This window comes from Bradyrhizobium sp. F1.4.3 (assembly GCF_040548375.1).
GTDB lineage: Bacteria > Pseudomonadota > Alphaproteobacteria > Rhizobiales > Xanthobacteraceae > Bradyrhizobium.
In genome coordinates this window covers 1,053,906-1,073,842 of sequence record NZ_JBEPRN010000001.1, presented here as the reverse complement: position 1 = coordinate 1,073,842, position 19,937 = coordinate 1,053,906, and the positions used below count along the sequence as shown (strand labels likewise).

The window sequence follows — 19,937 nt, the reverse complement described above, 5'->3', positions numbered from 1 at the left end:
CGATGCACGACCTCGACTTGCCGATCATCAAATCGAACAGGGGATAGAGCCATGTTGATCAGACGGACGTTTGTGCTGGGAGTCCTCGGTCTCGTTGCAACCGGCATTGCGTCACCCGATGCGCGAGCGCAATCGGCGGGCAGCAATACGCTCGTTGTGGCAACCACCCAGGTGCCGCGCCACTTCAACGGTGCGGTGCAGTCGGGCATGGCGACGGCCATGCCGACGGCGCAGATCTTCGCGAGCCCGCTGCGCTATGACGAGAACTGGAAGCCGCAGCCCTATCTGGCCCAGTCCTGGGAGGTTGCGCCCGACGGGCTGTCCGTGACCCTGCATCTCGTCAAGGATGCCGTGTTCCACGACGGCAAACCCGTGACATCGGACGACGTCGCCTTCTCGATCATGGCGATCAAGGCCAATCATCCGTTCCAGACCATGCTGGCGGCGGTGGAGAAGGTCGAGACGCCGGATCCGGCGACAGCGATCATCCGGCTATCGCACCCCAGCCCCTCGCTGCTGCTGGCAATGTCCCCGGCGCTGATGCCGATCCTGCCGAAACACATTTACGGTGACGGTCAGGATCTGAAGACGCATCCTGCCAATCTCAAGCCGATCGGCTCCGGGCCTTTCAAGCTGACCGAATACAAGCAGGGCGAATATTACACGCTGGAGAAGTTCGATAAGTTCTTCCTGCCCGGCCGCCCCAAGCTGGAGAAGATCGTGGTTCGGCTGGTCTCGGATCAGAATGCTGCCCTGGTCTCGATGGAGCGGGGCGACGTCCAGGCCCTGCCGTTCGTCGCGGGCGTTCGCGATATCGACCGGCTGCAGAAGGCGCCGAACATCGTCGTGACTGACAAGGGCTTTGCCGGTATCGGCCCGCTCAACTGGCTCGCCTTCAACACCACGAAGAAGCCGCTCGACGACGTCCGCGTTCGTCAGGCTATCGCCTACGCGGCCAATCGCGACTTCATCGTCTCCAAACTGATGGGCGGCAAGGCTGCCCCGGCGCTGGGGCCGATCGCGCCGGATTCACCGCTCGCCGAGGCGAACGTCGAACCCTACAAGGTCGACTATGCCAAGTCGGCGACGCTGCTGGACGCCGCGGGCTATCCGAAGGGGGCGGATGGTTCGCGCTTCGCGCTCACCATCGACTATATTCCCGGCGGCGACGAGCAGCAGCGCAACGTCGCCGAATATCTCCGCTCGCAGATGAAGCGGGTCGGCATCAATCTCGAGGTGCGGGCGGCACCCGACTTTCCGACCTGGGCGCAGCGTGTGTCCAACTTCGATTTCGATCTGACCATGGACACCGTCTACAACTGGGGCGATCCCGTCATCGGGGTCAACCGGACCTACCTGTCCTCCAACATCCGCAAGGGCATCATCTGGTCCAACACTCAGCAATACAGCAATCCGAAAGTCGATGAGCTGCTGCAGGCGGCGGCAGTGGAGACCTCGCCGGAGAAGCGAAAGGCGCTCTATTCCGAGTTCCAGAAGATCGTGGTCCAGGATACGCCGATCTACTACGTCAACGTGTCGCCGTACTACAATGCGTTCAGCAAGGGGCTCGGTGGCCTTCCCACCACGATCTGGGGCATGATGTCTCCGCTGGACGAGATGTACTGGGAGACGCCGCCCAAGACTTAACCAAGACCTGATGACGTCACCCCGACCACGATCGAGACTGTGAGGAGCCCTCCGACATCATGGCTTTGGCCATCCACCTAACAAGGCAGATTGCCAATGCCGCCGCGCTGCTGCTCGCGGTGCTGGTTCTGAACTTCTGCCTGATCCACCTCGCGCCCGGCGATCCCGTTCAGGTGATCGCCGGTGAGATGGGGGGCGCCTCGGCTGACGTCGTTACGGCGCTGCGGACCAAATACGGGCTCGACCACAGCCTGATGGAGCAGCTTGCGATCTATCTTCGCAACGTCGTGACGGGCGACTTCGGCTACTCCTACTATTTCAACGAGCCGGTGCTCGGCCTCGTCCTGCAGCGGCTGCCTGCGACGCTCTATCTTACGTCCTGTGCGCTGGTCAGTGCGCTCGTGATCGGCACCTTCCTCGGTGTCGTCAGCGCACGTCGTCCGAATGGTCTGTTCAGCCACACCGTGACCGTGTTCTCCCTGGCCGGCTATGCCGCGCCGATCTTCTGGACCGGATTGATGTTGCTGCTCCTGTTCGGATCGGTCTGGCCGATCCTGCCCGTCGTCGGCATGTCCGATGTCGTGCATCGCAAGCAGGGCCTGGCCTATGTGCTCGACGTTGCGCAGCATCTCCTGCTGCCGTCGCTGACATTGGCACTGGTCTTCATCGCCCAATACAGTCGGCTCGCGCGGGTCAACATGATCGATGCGCTGTCGTCCGACTACGTCCGGACCGCGCGGGCCAAGGGCCTGCCGGAGTGGGTCGTGATCGGCAAGCATGCGCTGCGTAACACGCTGATCCCGACCGTCACGGTCGCCGGCCACCAGTTCGGCAATCTGTTTGCCGGCGCGGTGCTGGTCGAGACGGTGTTCAGCTGGCCCGGCATGGGTCGGCTGGTGTTCGATTCGATCCTGCGCCGCGATTATCCGACCTTGATGGCCGTGCTGTTCTTCTCTGCATTGATGGTCATGGCCGCAAACATTCTGACTGACATTGTTTACCGGCTGGTCGACCCGCGCATCCGGATGGGGCAACGATGACGGCCCTGGAGGCACCAACCTTGACGGTCGTTCCGGCCATCGACATGCCGGCCAGGCGTGCGACGTCGCCAGCTGGCATCGCAATGCGGCAGTTCCTGAAGAGCCCGTCCGGCGTCGTCGGCCTCTGCCTGCTCGTACTGATCATCGTCGGGACCCTGGTTGGGCCGCATCTCTACCGGGTCGATCCGCTCGATCTGGTTGGCGCGCCGTTCATGCCGCCCGATTCTGATGCATGGCTCGGCACGGATTATCTCGGCCGCGACGTGCTGGCGGGTCTGATTTACGGCGGGCGCGCAACCCTGGCGGTCGGCGCTGTCGCCGCCCTGATCACGATCACCATCGGTCTGGTCGTCGGATCCTTGAGCGGTTTCTTTGGCGGCGCGGTGGATGCGGTGCTGGTCAAGATTACCGAGTTCTTCCAGATCCTGCCGCCGCTCCTGTTTGCAATGGTCCTGGTGACCTTGTTCGGGTCGAAGCTGTCGACGATTACGGTGGCGATCGGCGCGGTGAGCTGGACGTCGGCCGCGCGGCTGACGCGGGCGGAGTTCATGCGACTTCGCGATCTCGATTTCGTCAAGGCGTCGCGTGCGGCCGGCGCCAGCGACCGACATCTGATGCTGCGCGTGTTGTTGCCGAACGCGTTGCCCGCAGTGATCGTGTCGGCCACGCTTGCGATCGGTGTGGCCATCCTGTTCGAAGGCGGCTTGAGCTTCCTGGGCCTTGGCGATCCCAACGTGATGAGCTGGGGGCTCATGCTCGGACAGAACCGCAACTACATCCTCGATGCCTGGTGGGCCGTCATATTTCCCGGGATGGCGATCTTCCTTGCGGTCCTTGCCATCAGCCTGGTCGGCGACGGCCTCAATGATGCGATCAATCCGCGTCTCAGGCGGAGGTCGTGATGGACATGCTGCTTGAGGTCGACCAGCTCAACGTCAGCATGCGCAGCGAAGCCGGCCGCCTTGTGCCGGTGATCGAGAACCTGTCGTTCGCAGTCGCGCCGGCGCAGACGCTCGCCCTCGTCGGCGAGTCCGGTTGCGGCAAGAGCATGACCGCGCTCGCCCTGATGGGCCTTCTGCCAGAGGATTTCGTCATCACCAGCGGCCGCATCCTGCTGGAGGGCAGGGATATCCTGTCGCTGCCGGCGAGGGACATGCGTGCGCTGCGCGGCAGCGCGATGTCGATGATTTTCCAGGAACCGATGACCGCGCTCAACCCGCTGTTCACGGTCGGCGACCAGATCGGCGAGGTGCTGCACTGGCATCAGGGTCTCGGCGGCGCCGCGGCGCGCGAACAGGTTCTCGCGCTGCTCCGTGCCGTGCAGATTCCGGCGCCGGAGCGGCGCATCGACGCCTATCCGCATCAGCTTTCCGGCGGCATGCGTCAGCGCGTGATGATCGCGATGGCGCTTGCTGGTAAGCCAAAGCTCCTGATCGCGGACGAGCCGACCACGGCGCTCGACGTCACCGTGCAGGCGCAGATCTTCGATCTCCTCGCGCAGCTGCAACGCGAGACCGGGACGGCCATCCTGCTCATCACCCACGATCTCGGTGCCGTCGGCGAATTAGCCAACGAGATCCTCGTGCTCTACGCCGGCCGCTGTATCGAGGCCGGGGCGTCGGCCGGGATCGTGGCGCAGCCACGCCATCCCTATACCCGCGGACTTCTACGCTGCGTGCCGCATCTCCAACTCGGACAGGCGCCGAAATCCTGGATCGACCTCGGCGAAATTCCCGGCATGGTGCCGCCGCTCGGTGCGCGCGGGGGCGAATGCGCGTTTCTGGCCCGATGTGCCAAGGCCGCCGATGTCTGCCGGTCGAGCCCACAGCCGATACTCGAACCGATTGCGGCTGGTCACGCCGTATCGTGCTGGTGCAACGCGGATGTTGCGGCATGACGGCGCTTGAGGCGGCACAGATCCACGACGCATCGGACGTTTTGCTCGACGTCAACGACCTCGTGGTTCATTTCCCGGCTGGCCGCAAATCCGGCAAGCCGTCTTTCGTTCACGCGGTCGACGGCGTCAGCTTTCGCGTCCGGCGCGGTACGACCTTCGGCATCGTCGGCGAGAGCGGCTCCGGAAAGTCCACCACGGCGCAGGCAGTGATGCGGCTGGTCCCGGTCACGTCAGGTCAGGTCGTGTTTGGAAACACAAATATCGTCGAACTCTCGGGGGCGCCGCTGCGCGCTGCGCGCCGTCGCCTCCAGATCGTGTTTCAGGATCCGTTCTCCGCACTCAATCCGCGCCGCCGTGCCGGCGACCAGATCCGCGAGCCCTTGGACTTGCTCGGGATCGGAAGCCGCAGCGATCGCGACGAGCGGGTGCACAAGCTTCTGGCGGAGGTCGGCCTGCCGCCGCAGGCCGCAGACCTGTTTCCGCATCAGTTCTCGGGCGGTCAGCGTCAGCGGCTTTGCATCGCGCGCGCGCTCGCGCCCGAGCCGGACCTCATCGTCTGCGACGAGGCCGTGTCTGCGCTCGACGTCGCGATCCAGGCGCAGATCCTCAATCTGCTGAAGCGGTTGCAGCGCGAGCGCAATCTCACCTATATCTTCATCTCGCATGACCTCGCCGTGATCCAGCAATTCTGCGACGAGGTCGCAGTGATGTATCTTGGCAAGATCGTCGAGCAGGCGCCGGCGGCCGAAATCTTCCGCGCACCGCGACATCCGTACACCTGGTCGCTGCTTGCCGCAGCCGCTCCTCCGGGACCGATGCGCGATGAGCTCAAGCGGCGCTATCTCGTCAAGGGCGATCCGCCTAGTCCGGTCGACCCGTTGCCCGGCTGCCGCTTTGTCGAGCGCTGCCCATCCGCCATCGACGTCTGTCGGCAGCGTTTGCCGACGTTGGATGTCGTCGCACCATGCCACTATCTCGGGTGCCACCGAAGCGCTGAACTGACGCCTCCCACGTTCGACTTGCACTAGTCGCGTCCGGGGATTTCCGCGTTGGCTCCCTCGGTTATGGCTGACACCGTTGCGGGATCAGATTTCTGCTTCGGAGCCGAAGTCTTCAAGCACCAAATAGACGTCACGGTTGAGGCGGTCAGCAGGCACGATCGACACATGCGCAAACGCCACAGGCGGCTCTGATCAAATCGTGAGTGCTGGTCAATCGTTCCCACTCAGCGCAGGCCTTTCAATGTGCACGCCGGTTGCACTGGGGATTGAGTAAAATCTGGTGAGGGGCAGCGTGGGCGATGGTGTGACCGGTCGCGGCAGGGAGGGGGGCGGACTTCTGTTTAGTCATTGATGGGATGACACTATCTCTAACTGGACATCAGTTGCTGGAGCTAGCTCAAACTTGCCCATGATGGACTGGAGCGACTGAGCGGGAAAAGCGAAGCGCGCGATCAACACTTAAACGGGATCGCGCCCAGCCATGCAGTACCAAATGCTGTACTGATGCCATCGGCGAGCCGGCTTTGGATTAGGCTGCGTCCGAGATGCGCACTTCAACATGCAGGCCGGCCGCTCCGCGCAGTGCCATTCCTCCCATTCCGATTTCAAATTCGACGGATCTGGCGTAGTTGAGCGCGGTCAAAGCATTCCGACGAGGCGCGGTACTGCACGGGCATTTTGGTACTGCCGTGCAGTACCGGACATGGTCGAAATGAGCGAAAATAATCGATGCGATCAAGCCGTTGAAAAGAAAGGAAAATGCTTTAGGTCTAACGCTTCGGATTGTCGATTGGACCGACAGAGATAGTTAAGTTGAATGAAAACAATATGTTAGTGCGCCGCTTCTCCATTGCGCCCATGATGGATTGGACTGACCGGCATTGCCGGGTGTTCCACCGTCACCTGACGCGACGGGCGCTGCTTTATACGGAGATGCTGACGACCGGCGCCATCATTCATGGCGATCGGGAGCGCTTGCTCGGGTTCGACGCGATGGAGCATCCGGTCGCACTTCAGCTTGGCGGCTCGGATCCGCGCGACCTCGCGCTGGCTGCACGCATTGGAGAGGACTTTGGCTATGACGAGATCAATCTCAATGTCGGCTGCCCGTCCGATCGCGTGAAAGACGGCCGCTTCGGCGCCTGCCTGATGGCGGAGCCCGACCTCGTGGCGGCCGGCGTCGATGCGATCAAGGCCGCGGTTGCCGTGCCCGTCACGGTGAAGTGCCGCATCGGCATCGACGACCAGGATCCGGAGGTTGCGCTCGATGTGTTGGCGCGTGCGGTGGTTGCCGCGGGCTGCGATGCGCTGATTGTGCATGCTCGAAAAGCCTGGCTCAACGGTCTGTCGCCGAAGGAGAACCGCGACATCCCGCCGCTCGACTATGATCGCGTCTATCGGCTCAAGCGCGCGATGCCGGACGTGCCTGTCATCATCAACGGCGGCATCCCGAGCATTGATGAGGCGAAAGTGCATCTTGCCCATGTCGATGGCGTGATGCTCGGCCGCGCCGCCTATCAGGAGCCGTGGCGGCTGCTCTCGGTTGATAATGAAATCTTTGGCGAAACGCCGCCGCATGCAACGATGCAGGACGCGCTCGATGCGATGATGCCCTATATCGAACAGCAGCTCGCGCGGGGTACGCGGCTGCACGCCATCACTCGGCATTTCGTCGGAGCATTCCACGCCGTGCCCGGTGCGCGTGCTTTCCGCCGCCATCTCGCCGAGCAGGGTGTGAAGCCGGGCGCCGGCGTCGAGGTGCTGCGCGATGCGATCGCGCGCGTTGGTGCGCGCACGCCGGCAGAGGCTGCCTAGCCGTAGCCGCCACGAAGAGCCGGAACGCAAGATCCGGCTCTTCCTCGACCGATCTCAGCGGAACAGGTCGAAATGATAGTTCACGCCGACGCGGAAGCTGTGGAACTTCGCGGCGTTCCAGTCCGACAAATTGTCGTGCTTGAACTCGGTGTAGAGATACTCGGCCTTGGCCGACCATTTCGGCAGGAACGCCCATTCGACGCCGCCGCCCGCGGTCCAGCCGATCTTCATCTTGTTGAGGCCGCCGTCCTTCAATTCGCCGGTGGCAAGGCCTGCGGTCCCGAAGAACAGCAGCCGTGAATCCATCATCGCGATGCCGGCGCGGGCGCGGCCGGTCATGTACCAGGGAAGGCTCACCGCGGCGCTGTTGATGGCGTCGTGGTTCTTCAGGTCGCCGCCCTCGAAATCGTTCTCGATGCCGACCACGAACATCGGCGAGAGCTGGTAGTTGTAGCCGATCTGCACGCCGCCGACGGCCCCCTTGATCTTGCCGCCGCTGGTGCCGACGAGATTGTTGAAGGCATCATCGGAGCTCGTGGCATAGCCCGCGTTGAGGCCGGCATAGAGGCCCGTCCAGGAATAGACCGGCTGCGGTGCCGTATAGGCGGGCGCCGCATAGCGCGGCGACAGGTCCGCAGCACTGGCGCTACCCGCGGCGAGGGCCGTCGCAAAGGGCAGGGCGCACATCGCGCGGTGTAAGGCGGCTCTCGCAATCATGACTCTCGATCTCCCAATTGGCCGCCTCCGTCAGGGAGCAGCGCTTGTCCAACCCCGATCCGGGATGGTTCTCGTTATAAACCGACTAGTCGGTTTGTAAATAGCGGAAATGCCACAGTGGCATTCGTTTTACGGCGTGGCGGCGCGTTGCGTGTTCGATCGGGCCTGTGCGGCGGCTGCAATCGGGTGTGCGGGCAATAGCGCAGCCAACGCTGCGGCGTGGACCGTCCGCGGTCTAATCGACCACTGTCCGTGAACGCCGATGGCTGCCTTGCAGCTCCGGATAGCCAGTGAGCATCAGCTTGTCGGAGCGGACGCCCCAGCTTTCGAGGCGATCGAGGAAGCTCATGCCGAGCAGATTGGTCTTCATCTGTCCGCGCTGCACGACGAGGGCCGGCACCGACTTCTCGACGAGATGGCCTACGGCGAGACGATCGATCGTGAGCCGCGCCGCCTTGGTGTGACCGCCGGCGGTATCGAGGTCGACGTCATATTCGAGCATCTCGAGCGGCAGCCCGATCGCCTTTGCGGTTTCCCAGGTCAGCACCACGGAGGTTGCGCCGGTGTCGATCACCATCGGGGCGGTCACGCCGTTGATCTTGGCGCGCAGCGCGAATTCGCCGCCCTGGCCGCGCGCGATCTGCACGGCCGGGACGGGGGACGCGGTCTGCCCGCGGAACATGTGCGAGACCTTGTGGCTCGCGCGCGCGAACTGGTCGGGATCGCCATAGGCGACGACGGCACCGGCGGTGCCGGCGAGCATCATGAGGACGAGCAGGAAGCGGATCATCGCGAGCCTCCGAAGGCGCGCACGCTGATCAACTGCGCCTGGGCGATCCCGCGATCGGCTGCAATCCTGCATCCGCCATGCGCACCGGCAACTGCGCCATCACCGCGAGCCGCTCTGTGCTCTCCATGGCGTGCCAGCGCGCGATCTCCGGCAGCGTGCGGCCGCAGCCGAAGCACAGTTTGGTCTTGGGATCGATCATGCAGACGGCGACGCACGGCGTTTCTTTGCTCATCTTGGCATAGTGAGGGATTGTCGGGGATTTCTGCAAGCATGTGTTAAGAGCCCGTGCCTGCGCTCATGATCGGCTTGTGACGTGGCCGGCGCTTCTCGTCCGGCACGGTGGAACTGTCGGGCTGGAGCGGCGGGGCATCCTCCGAAAGCGGTGCCAGCGCGCTCATCACGCGCTCCGGCGGGAAGGTGACGATCACCTCGGTTCCGATGCGCAGCTTCGATTTCAGCGTGAACGTGCCGCCATGCAGGTCGATCAGGTTTTTCGCGATGGGCAGGCCGAGGCCTGCGCCCTGTTCAGCCGATTTGATCGAGTTGGAGCCCTGGCCGAACGAGGCGAGCACGACCGGGATCTCGTCCTCGGGAATGCCGGAGCCGGTATCCTTCACCGAGAGATATTGGCCGCCGGAAGCAGTCCAGCCGGCCTTGAGCCAGATCTCGCTGCCTTGCGGGGTGAACTTGATCGAGTTGGAAAGCAGATTGAGCACGACCTGGCGGATGGCGCGCTCGTCGGCCCAGAGCCGCGGCATGGCCTGCTCGAACACCTCGTGGATGGTGATGCCGCGGCTCGTGGCGCGCAGCTTCATCAAATGATGGCAGTCGGCGACGATGCCGACCAGCGACACTGCTTCCTCGTTCAGCTCGTAGCGGCCGGCCTCGATCCGCGACAGGTCGAGGATCTCGTTGATGAGGTTGAGCAGGTGCACGCCGGAATTATGGATGTCGCCGGAATATTCCTTGTAGACCGGCACGGCATGCGCGCCAAAAATCTCGCTCTTCATCACCTCGGAGAAGCCGAGGATCGCGTTGAGCGGCGTGCGCAGCTCGTGGCTCATCTGCGCGAGGAAGCGCGATTTTGCGACGTTGGCGGATTCGGCACGGTGGCGGGCTTCATCCGAAATTGCCTTGGCCTGTTCAAGCTCGCCGATCAGTGCGTCCTTCTCCGCGCGCGCCTCGAGCGTCGCGAAGGTCGAGGAGTGCAGCCGATGCGCGAGAAGCACGAAATAGCCCTCAGCCGCGAGAGCGAGCGCCGCCAGGATGTAGTTGTCCAGCGAGCCGCTCATTGCGAAGCTCAGCGCCATCGCGACGGCGACAGGCGCGGTTGCGGCGAGCGCTGCGATCGGCAGATTGGCGGCGAGCATGCTCGATACTGCGATCACCAGCAGCATCAGGAACATCATCAGCGTTTCCGTGACCATGTCGAGCACGGGATGGATCAGGATCGCCATCCAGCACAGGCCATAGAGCAGGTCGAGCACGACGAAGCGTGTCCGCCAGGCCCGCGTCGCCGTGGGCGAGGCGGGCTCGGTCAGGAACCGTTGGCAACTGCGGATCATTGCGCCGTGGATGCAGAGCATGCCGGCGGTCCAGGCTGCAGCCGGGATCGGCTGCATCCAAAGTCCGAACAGCACGCCGGTCGCGACCACCAGCAGCATCACGACATAGGAGGCCGACAGCCGGGTCTGGGCATATTGGCGCAGCAGCTCGGCGTCGAAGGCCGGCCGGGTTCCGCTCGTCGACGTTAACTTGTCGCGCGCCTCGCGCACCCGCTGCGCCGCAGCCCTTCGGCTGCTCGCCGATGGAGCGCTGACTGGCTCGGCCGGAAGCTGCACAACCTCAGGCTTTTCAGCGGGGTTACTCATCAAGCAACACGATTCCTGCCCACGCTGGACGCGGGCCTTCTGCATTGTCTATCTCTGGCAAGAAATCCTTAAGAGGTGACTTAAGGAGCTAAAGAATTACGTTAACCGGGCGTTAATTTTGAACGCGCGAGTGCCGTTCAGTGCAGCCATGCATGCTGCGCGACGTAGACCACCGCGCCTGCCAGATATCCCGCCAGCGCCGGCACCGCGATGCGGCGGGCGTACCAGAGGAACTCGATCCGCTCGAGCCCCATGGCTGCGACGCCGGCGGCCGAGCCGATGATCAGGATCGACCCACCGGTGCCGGCGCAATAGGCGATGAACTCCCAGAGGAAGCTGTCGGCCGGATGGTGCGCGAGGTCGTACATGCCCATGGTCGCCGCCACCAGCGGCACGTTATCGATGACGGCACTGAGCAGCCCGAGCACGACGACGATGATGTCCTGGCGACCGAGCGCGGCATTGAGCCATTTGGCCAGCATGGACAGCAGGCCGGCATGTTCGAGGCAGGCGACCGCAAGCAAAATACCTACGAAGAACACGATCGATCCCATATCGATCTGCGTCAGGGCGTGCGCGAGCGAAAGGGGACGCCGCACGTGTTCGTCCTTGTCGCGGTGAACGATCTCTCCCACCAGCCAGACGGCGCCGAGCCCAAGCAGGACGCCCATGAACGGCGGCAGATGCGTAACCGTCTTGAAGGCGGGCACGGCGATCAGCACGCCGAGTCCGAGACAGAACATCAGGTTTCGCTCGAACCGGTTGACGCCCTGCAATCCGTCGCTCGGCGGCGGCGCGACGGTCTTGCCCTTCAACGAAAAGCTGATGAAGGCGAGCGGCACGAGCAAATTGACCAGCGAAGGCAGGAACACCGCGCCCATGATCTTCAGCGGCGAGATCTGTCCGCCGATCCACAGCATGGTCGTGGTGACGTCGCCGATCACGGTCCATGCGCCGCCGGCGTTCGCAGCGATGACGATGAGGGAGGCGAACAGCAGGCGATCTTCACGCCGGGCGATCAGTCGCTGTATCAGGGAGACCATCACGATGGTGGTGGTTAGATTGTCCAGGATAGAGCTGAGGAAGAAGGCCACGAAGCCGACCAGCCACATCAGTATGATTTGGTTCGTCGTGCTGATGCGGGAGGTGATGACCTCAAAACCGTCGTGGGCGTCGATCACCTCGACGATGGTCATCGCGCCGATCAGGAAGAAGACGATCTGCGCGGTGGAGGCGACGGACTCGTCGAGCTGTCGACCGACCAGCGCGTGGTCGCCTGTCGCGATCGCGTAGATCGTCCAGAGCAGCCCCGCGCCGAGCAGTGCGGACGCGCTCTTGTTGACGCCGAGAGGATGCTCGAGCGCGATCGCCATATAGGCAACGACGAAGATTGCGGCGATCGCGATCAGCAAGAGGCGTCCGAAACGTTAGATGTCAGCGCGCCAGGCGCGCAAGCAGGCTCGACGTGTCCCAGCGCTTGCCGCCCATCTTCTCGACCTCGGCGTAGAACTGGTCGACCAGCGCGGTGACCGGCAAATTGGCGCCGTTGCGGCGGGCTTCCGCGATGCAGATCGAGAGGTCCTTGCGCATCCATTCGACCGCGAAGCCGAAATCGTACTTGTCATCGTTCATGGTCTTGTAGCGGTTCTCCATCTGCCAGGACTGCGCCGCGCCCTTGGAGATGGTGTCGATCACGGCCGCGACGTCGAGACCCGACTTCTTGGCGAAATGGATGCCCTCGGAGAGGCCCTGCACCAGGCCCGCGATGCAGATCTGGTTGACCATTTTTGTCAGTTGGCCGGAGCCGGCGGGCCCCAGCAGCTTGCACATCCGCGCATAGGCCGCGATGACCGGCTCGGCGCCGGCATAAGCGTCCGCCGCACCGCCGCACATCACCGTCAGCACGCCGTTCTCGGCGCCGGCCTGGCCGCCGGAGACCGGGGCGTCGATGAATTTGAAGCCGGCCTTGGTCGCGGCCGCATCGAGCTCGCGCGCGACCTCGGCGGAGGCGGTGGTGTGGTCGACGAAGGTCGCGCCCTTCTTCATGCCGGCAAAGGCGCCGTCGGCGCCGATCGTGACCGCGCGCAAATCGTTGTCGTTGCCGACGCAGCACATCACGAAGTCCTGGCCTTCGGTAGCCGCCTTCGGGGTGGCCGCGGTCTTGCCGCCGAACTTGTCCGCCCATTCCTTCGCCTTGGCCGCGGTGCGGTTGTAGACGGTGACCTCATGGCCCCCTTTTTTCACGAGGTGTCCGGCCATGGGGAAGCCCATCACGCCGAGACCGAGGAAAGCGACTTTAGCCATGTGTGGTACCTTGTCCGTAGTTTGGGTTTTACGGTTCTTGCCGGGCGAGGGGCGCCAGGTTCCGCCATTGCGGCAGATCGGGCGCACCATAAACCCTTGAGGCCGGAGGGCAACGGCTTCGTTTGGCCCCCGCCTGTGCTAGGATGGCGGACCTAAGGACTTCAAAAAAAGGGAGCGAAGGCATGGGCGGCGTGAGCGTTGGCGTCCTCGATCATTTCAACATCCGGACCCGGAATCTGGCCGAGACGGTTCGCTTCTACGAGGATGTGCTGGGCCTGGAAAAAGGCGCCCGGCCGAATTTCGCCTTTCCGGGGGCCTGGATGTACAGCGAGGGCAAGCCGGTCGTGCATCTCGTCGATATTTCGCCGACCGCGGAGCCGCAGAAGCCGGATTCGGGCGTTGTCCACCACGTCGCCTTCGTCAGCCGTGGCTTTGACGGCATGAGGCAGCGGCTGGCCTCCAAGGGGATGAAATTCGAGTCCCGCCAGGTGCCCGGCGGCGACCTCTGGCAGATATTCGTCTATGACCCCAACGGGGTGATGATCGAACTCAATTATGAGGCGGCGAAGGAGCAGGGGGCCGCGCCTGCGGAGATGGCTGACGATATCGGCAGGCAGTAGCCTTTTGGCCGTTTCCGCTCTAATGGGGCACATCTTGAAGTCAGGAGATGCGCTTTGAGCGTGACGCAGCAACAGGTTCTCGACAGCCTCGGCCGGATCAAGTCGCCGCGCGGGGTCGCGCTCACCAATGCCAATGTGCTGAGTGCGATCAGCGCTGCCGACGGCAAGGTGTTCTTCTCGATCAATGTCGATGCCGCCGAGGCGCGGGCCTGGGAATCCGTCCGGGCCGAAGCGGAGGCCGTGGTGCGCGCCATTCCCGGCGTCACCACCGTGATGGTGGCGCTGACCGCCGAGCGCAAGGCCGGCGCCGCACCGCCTCCGCTGCCAACGCCGAGTCGCGGCACGCCGGGCGTGCAGCCGGTCCATGCCCACAAGCCGCCGCAGGGCGGCCAATCGCCGATGGCACGGCAGTCCGAGATTCCGGGCGTTGCCGCCGTGATCGCGGTGGCCTCCGGCAAGGGCGGCGTCGGCAAGTCGACCACGGCGCTCAATCTGGCGCTCGGCCTGCGCGACCTCGGCCTCAAGGTCGGGCTGCTCGACGCCGACATCTACGGCCCCTCGGTGCCGCGGCTGACGGGCCTGCACCAGAAGCCGGAGCTGGATGGCGAGCGCAAGATGATTCCGCTCAGGCGCTTTGGCCTCGCGATCATGTCGATCGGCTTCCTGGTCGAGGAAGAGACCGCGATGATCTGGCGCGGCCCGATGGTGATGTCGGCGGTGACGCAGATGCTGCGCGACGTCGCATGGGGCGCGCTCGATGTGCTGGTGGTCGACATGCCGCCGGGCACGGGCGACGCCCAGCTCACGCTGGCGCAGAACGTGCCGCTCAAAGGTGCCGTCATCATCTCGACCCCGCAGGACCTGTCGCTGATCGACGCACGGCGCGGGCTTGCCATGTTCAAAAAGGTCAACGTGCCCGTGCTCGGCATCGTCGAGAACATGAGCTACTTCCAGTGCCCGCATTGCGGCACGAAGTCGGACATCTTCGGCCATGGTGGGGCGCGCCACGAAGCCGAGAAGCTCGGCGTACCATTCCTGGGCGAGATCCCGCTGCACATGGCGATTCGCGCCAGCTCAGATGCCGGTAGCCCGGTGGTCGACAGCGAGCCGGATGGCCCCCATGCGGCGATCTACCGCGCCATTGCGGGACAGGTCCGGGACCAGCTCAAGGGCGTCATTGCCGCGGCCTGAGCCGGTCTTTCTGGGACATACGACTTTCGTACGGCCCCGTCATGCCATTGTCGCGTTCCGCAACAGGGGCTTCCGTGTTAAAGGCCCACGGCAGTCAAGCGCCTTCGGTTCGACGCGGCCCAAAACGCATCGCCGAAATCAGCGGCGGCTAAAGAGAAGCCAAGGGGAAACCGCCCCAACAAGGAGAGACCAGAAGATGAAGCGTCGTGATTTCTTGAAAGTGTCGGCAGCAGGCGCGGCGGCGACCGCGGTGGCCTCGCCGGCGATTGCGCAGTCTTCGCCCGAGGTGAAGTGGCGCCTGACGTCGAGCTTTCCGAAGTCGCTCGATACCATCTATGGCGGCGCCGAGCAGTTGGCGAAGTACGTCGCCGAAATGACCGACAACAAGTTTCAGATCCAGGTCTTCCAGGCCGGTGAAATCGTTCCCGGCCTCCAGGCGCTGGATGCGACGCAGAAGGGCACCGTCGAGATGTGCCACACCGTGTCGTATTATTATGTCGGCAAGGACCCGACCTTTGCAATCTTTGCGTCGGTGCCCTTCGGCCTCAACGCGCGCCAGCAGAATTCCTGGCTCTACCAGGGCGGCGGCAACGAGCTCGCCAACGAGTTCTTCAAGAAGTCGAACGTGATCGGCTTCCCCTGCGGCAACACCGGCACCCAGATGGGCGGCTGGTTCCGCAAGGAGATCAAGACGGTTGCCGATCTCTCCGGCTTGAAATTCCGTATCGGCGGCATCGCCGGTCAGGTGCTTCAGAAGGTCGGCGTGGTGCCGCAGCAGCTCGCCGGCGGCGACATTTATCCATCGCTGGAAAAGGGCACCATCGACGCCGCCGAATGGGTCGGTCCCTACGATGACGAGAAGCTCGGCTTCGCCAAGGTCGCCAAGTACTACTACTATCCGGGCTTCTGGGAAGGCGGCCCGACCGTTCACGCCTTCGCCAATATCGACAAGTGGAACGAGCTGCCGAAGAACTACCAGGCGATCCTCACCAACGCGACCGTCAACACCAACACCTGGATGGCCGCGCGCTACGACATGGTGAACCCGACCGCCCTGAAGCGTCTTGTGGCCGGCGGCACCCAGCTTCGCCCATTCACCAACGAAGTGCTCGAAGCCTGCCTCAAGGCGACCAACGAATTGTGGGCCGAGATCTCGGCCAAGAACCCCGACTTCAAGAAGTCGATCGACGCCATGCAGGCCTACCGCTCCGACGAATATCTGTGGTGGCAGGTCGCCGAATACACCTACGACAGCTTCATGATCCGCTCGCGCACCCGCGGCTGATCTTTCGAAGACGTCGCAAGACCGGAACGCCCGGCCTCCAGAAGAGGCCGGGCTTTTTCTTTGGAGCGGGCGCGTCCGAAGGTGCTGAAATAAAAAATGTCGAAAACAACCCCATGCACAGTAGAAATGGGGCGGGGGCATGTTGCTCGGCGGATGCGGCCAACAGTTTGACGCGTTGGAGCAAATCAGCGGGACAGAGCAATCATGCCGCAGCCGGTGCCGACGACGCGATTTGCCCGACGGCGACCGGAACGAACGTCGTTATGTGGTGCGCGCCTGCCTCCACATCGTCATTGCGAGCGCAGCGAAGCAATCCAGAATCTTTCCGCGGAGGGACTCTGGATTGCTTCGCTGCGCTCGCAATGACGGGTGGATGGAGTTGGCCCGCTCTGCCGCTTCAACTCGCTCGGCGCATCGACCGGCAAAAGTCCTTTGACCCGTCGGGCAAAACAGTGGTAACAACCGATCATCGCATAATCCGAAATTGGCGAGTGGCGCCGATCCTTGGGGCTGATGATGGGCTTCGATCCGGGCGAGGTTCAAAACGCGCTGCGCAAGGCCTGTCGTCGTCGACGGCCAGCCAATGGACCGCGACAATCCAGCCGCGGGGCAATGCAACGTCACGGCGCTGCTGATCCACGACCTCTTCGGCGGCGAATTGCTGAAAACGCCTCTGCCGGCAGGCGAACATTTTTACAATCGTATTGGAGGACGGAGGTACGACTTCACGGCGAACCAGTTCGATCAGGCGATCGCCTATCTGGACCTGCCGACAGATCGGGCCGACGCGGAGCTTGGAGCAACGAGCGACCAACTGGCTGAACGCAGAGCGGCGTTTCGGGAGCATCGCACCGAGTGAGGGTAGGGTGAGCAGACCGCAGGATGGGTGGAGCGCAGTGAAAACCATCATCTCTACTCCGATTGTTGTTTTGGCAGACCACGTGCCGGCGGACTTGTCCGGCGACCATCAATCGGCATCCGGCTCCGGCTTCCCGACCAATCTTGTCTCGGTCGGTTGCGGATCGCGTATTCCGGCTACCTGCCGGCGAAACTGCTTACCCGCATCCGTCCATCGGCCGAACCGAGTGTTGACGACCTCCATCAGGCCATAATCCGCCAGGGCGTCAATCGCATGTTCGCCAGCAGATTCCGAAATGGAGTCGACTTCGTCGCCGTGCTCGTCCAGATGCTGGTTGACCATCAGAACGAGCGCGATCAGGAGCTTCTGTTCGCCGTCGGTCATCGGCTGTTGTCCCCACACTGTTCCTTAATGCGCTCAAAGGCCCCGATGTATTTGGCGCAGAATTTCTTTGCTCGCGCACCGAGTGCGTAAGGCTGGCAGGCCTCATCGGGAAACGAAATCTTGCTCACGTCGGAGTCCAGCTGTGGACGCCGCGAATTGCAGCTAGCTGTCATCAGGCTCACCGAACCATCGCGCTGCGGCCTGAGACGCTTCCGCACTGACAGGAATCTCCTCGCCGGCCCAGGCCACGACGCCGTCGGGCCGCACGAGCAGAGCGGTCACGCCCAATCGATCCTTGGCGTCGCTCGCGGCATAGTTGATCCGGCCGCTCCAGCGGCTCGCAAGCGCTTGAAGCGATGACCGGGCGCCAAAATCCAATAGCAGCCCTTGTCCCGTTCTGAGGCGCTCGTTCAGTCTTGTCCCGTCGGCCAATTCGAAGTCGGGCGCAGTCCGCCCGACCAGAGGATGACCACCGCCAAGGTCATAACGGAGGGAAACGCCCCACACGCGCTCGGCGAAGTAGGTCGCGCCGTCGCGGGTATCGATCAGGTCACGAACGATCGCTTCGAGTGCGCGCGAGCTCCTGCTGGGGCGCATCAGTCCGACCTGGGCGCGCGACCAGTCGAGGATCTGTGCTCCCACCGGATGTCGCTCGGTCGAATAGCTGTCGAGCAGGCCTACAGGCGCATCGCCACGAATGGTCGCCGCGAGCTTCCATCCAAGGTTCATGGCATCGCCGAGGCCGAGGTTCAGGCCTTGGCCGCCCAGCGGCGAATGGACATGCGCGGCGTCACCCGCCAGCAAGACGCGGCCCGCGCGATAGCCGGTTGCCTGATAAGCGCGGTCGGTCCAGGTGGTGGCGAGCAGCAGGGCAGTCACCGTCACGTCGAGACCTGAGACCTTGCGGAGCACCGCCTCGACATGGTCGCGCTGCGGCTCGGTGCGGTGCGCGGCGCCGCCGTCGAAATCGACCATCGCGATCGTCCCGGGCGCCGCGAATGTGTACATGCCCGAAGGCGTGTAATGGCGGCCCGACTTGAGCGTGCTCGGATCGGCCAGTTCGACCTGTAGCGAATAGCCGGTGAACTCAGGATCGGTGCCTATGAAGCCGATACCGGCTGCCTTTCGCACGCTGCTGCGCCCGCCGTCGCAGCCAACGAGCCAGCGGCAACGGACGGTTTCGCTCGCCAACTCGACGGTAACGCCATCGATCGAATGCTTGAAAGCCTCCACGCCGCAGCCGCGCCGGATCTCCGCACCCAGCGTCTCGGCGCGGATCGCGAGGACGGACTCGATGCTCGCCATGTCGGCCGCCACGCTGCCGATCGGGCCGGGGAGGCGATACGGCCACTGCGTGCCGTCGATCTGGTCGTGGAAGAACTGGATGCCGGCGAAATGACCGCCGGGGCGACGCTGCTGCTGCATCCAGTGCGCAGCTGCCGGCGTGTCGCGGCTCGCCGCGCGAGCTTTCAGACTATCCAGCAAACCGCGGCGGTCGAAGCTCTCGATGGTCGGCACCGAGAGGCCGCGCAAACCAAATGGAAGGCTCTTCAGCGGCGCGTGCGCGTCTTGCACCTTTTCCAGCACGAGCACTGAACAGCCGGCAAGCCGTAGCTCGCAAGCCAGAAAGAGGCCGACGGGACTGGCTCCGGCGATGATCACGTCATACGGGATTGTGTCGGGGGCTTGCATAAAATGCTCCGTTGTCGATGTTCGACCGGAGCGTTTCCCAGACCTGAGGACCTCACGGACGAACCAATGATCGCTTGAACAGCGACCGTGTTCGTCGTGGGGATCTCAGGCATGAGGCCAAAGACCAGAGCTTTCGTTACCGAAAGGACTTGGGCTTACCAAACCAAGTCTGCCTTTTCCGACGCGCCCAATCTAGCTGTTGGGTCGCAACTTCGTCAATGGAACAGACGGTAACGACCATCCTGGGAGCTAATGACCAACTCCTGCCAAATGCTCCCGGATGCGCCGGTGATAATCCACGGCAATTCCGAGATGCTTCAGCGGGCGATCTTCAACCTCGCCGAAAACGCCATCAAGTTCACCGCGAAGGACACCTCGGTCGACGTCGAGGTGGGCGAGGACGGCTCGGTACGCGTGCGCGATTGCGGGCCGGGCATCGCGAAAGCCGAGCGCAAGCTGATCTTCCAGCGCTTCTGGCGCGCCGACCGCCAGCGCAGCGACGGCGCAGGCCTCGGGCTCTCGATCGTGCGCGGGGTGGCGGACGATCATGCGGCGACCGTGGCAGTGGAGGAACCTGCCGGGCGGCGGCGCGGAGTTCACGCTGCGATTCAGGCCGGCGAACGGCACGCGGGCGGCCGGCCCCAATTCGGCGGCCTTGGTGGCGGCCGGCTGACCTGCGTCGGCCCGTCTAAGCCTAAAGTCGTAGGGCTGGAATGGCGGGGAGGCCCGGCATTTTTTCGCCTCCAAGCGCCAATGCGATGGCAATCCGGCGACACTTGTTCCATGCTGGTGAGGAAGCCTCTTTAAGAAGGCGCACAATCACA

At 63.6% G+C, this 19,937-nt stretch carries 18 protein-coding genes and 1 pseudogene; 11 read left to right on the top strand and 8 right to left on the bottom strand.

What is annotated here, in order from left to right:
• Positions 1-51: 51 nt before the first annotated feature.
• From ABIB73_RS05285 to dusA, 6 genes are all read left to right on the top strand, one after another.
• Complete coding sequence (locus ABIB73_RS05285) at positions 52-1,647, top strand: ABC transporter substrate-binding protein (RefSeq protein ID WP_354221993.1); 1,596 nt, start codon at positions 52-54, stop codon at positions 1,645-1,647.
• A gap of 59 nt (positions 1,648-1,706) precedes the next feature.
• Positions 1,707-2,687, top strand: a complete 981-nt coding sequence (locus ABIB73_RS05280; RefSeq protein WP_354221991.1) for an ABC transporter permease — start codon at positions 1,707-1,709, stop codon at positions 2,685-2,687.
• A gap of 44 nt (positions 2,688-2,731) precedes the next feature.
• Positions 2,732-3,589, top strand: a complete 858-nt coding sequence (locus tag ABIB73_RS05275) for an ABC transporter permease (protein ID WP_354222571.1) — start codon at positions 2,732-2,734, stop codon at positions 3,587-3,589.
• Positions 3,589-4,584, top strand: coding sequence for an ABC transporter ATP-binding protein (locus ABIB73_RS05270; protein ID WP_354221990.1), 996 nt, complete (start codon positions 3,589-3,591; stop codon positions 4,582-4,584). The genes ABIB73_RS05275 and ABIB73_RS05270 overlap by 1 nt, the downstream gene beginning before the upstream one ends.
• Positions 4,581-5,612: an ABC transporter ATP-binding protein gene (locus tag ABIB73_RS05265; RefSeq protein WP_354221989.1), complete on the top strand. Its 1,032-nt coding sequence runs from the start codon at positions 4,581-4,583 to the stop codon at positions 5,610-5,612. The genes ABIB73_RS05270 and ABIB73_RS05265 overlap by 4 nt, the downstream gene beginning before the upstream one ends.
• Positions 5,613-6,413: 801 nt before the next feature.
• Positions 6,414-7,400: a tRNA dihydrouridine(20/20a) synthase DusA gene (dusA, locus tag ABIB73_RS05260; RefSeq protein ID WP_354221988.1), complete on the top strand. Its 987-nt coding sequence runs from the start codon at positions 6,414-6,416 to the stop codon at positions 7,398-7,400.
• Between the two features lie 54 nt (positions 7,401-7,454).
• Here the strand turns inward: dusA and ABIB73_RS05255 are convergent, their stop codons facing one another.
• From ABIB73_RS05255 to ABIB73_RS05230, 6 genes are all read right to left on the bottom strand, one after another.
• Positions 7,455-8,117 carry an outer membrane protein gene (locus ABIB73_RS05255; RefSeq protein WP_354221987.1) on the bottom strand — a complete coding sequence of 221 codons (663 nt, stop codon included), beginning with the start codon at positions 8,115-8,117 and terminating at the stop codon, positions 7,455-7,457.
• Between the two features lie 235 nt (positions 8,118-8,352).
• On the bottom strand, positions 8,353-8,907 hold the full coding sequence (locus tag ABIB73_RS05250) for a TIGR02281 family clan AA aspartic protease (protein ID WP_354221986.1): 555 nt from the start codon (positions 8,905-8,907) through the stop codon (positions 8,353-8,355).
• A gap of 28 nt (positions 8,908-8,935) precedes the next feature.
• On the bottom strand, positions 8,936-9,139 hold the full coding sequence (locus ABIB73_RS05245) for a DUF1289 domain-containing protein (RefSeq protein ID WP_354221985.1): 204 nt from the start codon (positions 9,137-9,139) through the stop codon (positions 8,936-8,938).
• Positions 9,140-9,182: 43 nt separating this feature from the next.
• On the bottom strand, positions 9,183-10,778 hold the full coding sequence (locus ABIB73_RS05240) for a sensor histidine kinase (RefSeq protein WP_354221984.1): 1,596 nt from the start codon (positions 10,776-10,778) through the stop codon (positions 9,183-9,185).
• 137 nt (positions 10,779-10,915) lie between these two features.
• A complete protein-coding gene (nhaD, locus tag ABIB73_RS05235) occupies positions 10,916-12,190 on the bottom strand; it encodes a sodium:proton antiporter NhaD (protein WP_354221983.1) in 1,275 nt (424 codons plus the stop codon).
• 22 nt (positions 12,191-12,212) lie between these two features.
• Entirely contained in the window at positions 12,213-13,082 is an 870-nt protein-coding gene (locus ABIB73_RS05230; protein ID WP_354221982.1) for an NAD(P)-dependent oxidoreductase, read from the bottom strand.
• Positions 13,083-13,264: 182 nt separating this feature from the next.
• Between ABIB73_RS05230 and ABIB73_RS05225 the strand changes: the two genes are divergently transcribed.
• The 4 genes from ABIB73_RS05225 to ABIB73_RS05210 all read left to right on the top strand — a co-directional run bounded on the left by ABIB73_RS05225 (position 13,265) and on the right by ABIB73_RS05210 (position 17,037).
• Positions 13,265-13,702, top strand: a complete 438-nt coding sequence (locus ABIB73_RS05225) for a VOC family protein (protein WP_354221981.1) — start codon at positions 13,265-13,267, stop codon at positions 13,700-13,702.
• A gap of 54 nt (positions 13,703-13,756) precedes the next feature.
• Positions 13,757-14,893 carry an Mrp/NBP35 family ATP-binding protein gene (locus ABIB73_RS05220; protein ID WP_354221980.1) on the top strand — a complete coding sequence of 379 codons (1,137 nt, stop codon included), beginning with the start codon at positions 13,757-13,759 and terminating at the stop codon, positions 14,891-14,893.
• Positions 14,894-15,089: 196 nt separating this feature from the next.
• Positions 15,090-16,178 (top strand): TRAP transporter substrate-binding protein, encoded by a 1,089-nt coding sequence (locus tag ABIB73_RS05215; RefSeq protein WP_354221979.1) that lies wholly within the window; start codon positions 15,090-15,092, stop codon positions 16,176-16,178.
• Between the two features lie 583 nt (positions 16,179-16,761).
• Positions 16,762-17,037, top strand: coding sequence for a YunG family protein (locus ABIB73_RS05210; protein WP_354221978.1), 276 nt, complete (start codon positions 16,762-16,764; stop codon positions 17,035-17,037).
• 108 nt (positions 17,038-17,145) lie between these two features.
• On the opposite strand, the gene ABIB73_RS05205 is transcribed toward ABIB73_RS05210, so the two are convergent.
• Positions 17,146-17,421: a hypothetical protein gene (locus ABIB73_RS05205; protein WP_354221977.1), complete on the bottom strand. Its 276-nt coding sequence runs from the start codon at positions 17,419-17,421 to the stop codon at positions 17,146-17,148.
• A 162-nt stretch (positions 17,422-17,583) separates the two neighbouring features.
• Complete coding sequence (locus tag ABIB73_RS05200; protein ID WP_354221976.1) at positions 17,584-19,113, bottom strand: FAD-dependent monooxygenase; 1,530 nt, start codon at positions 19,111-19,113, stop codon at positions 17,584-17,586.
• A gap of 279 nt (positions 19,114-19,392) precedes the next feature.
• On the opposite strand from ABIB73_RS05200, the pseudogene ABIB73_RS05195 reads away from it, so the two are divergent.
• Positions 19,393-19,786 (top strand): annotated as a pseudogene (locus ABIB73_RS05195) (sensor histidine kinase); the annotation flags it as partial.
• Positions 19,787-19,937 lie beyond the last annotated feature (151 nt).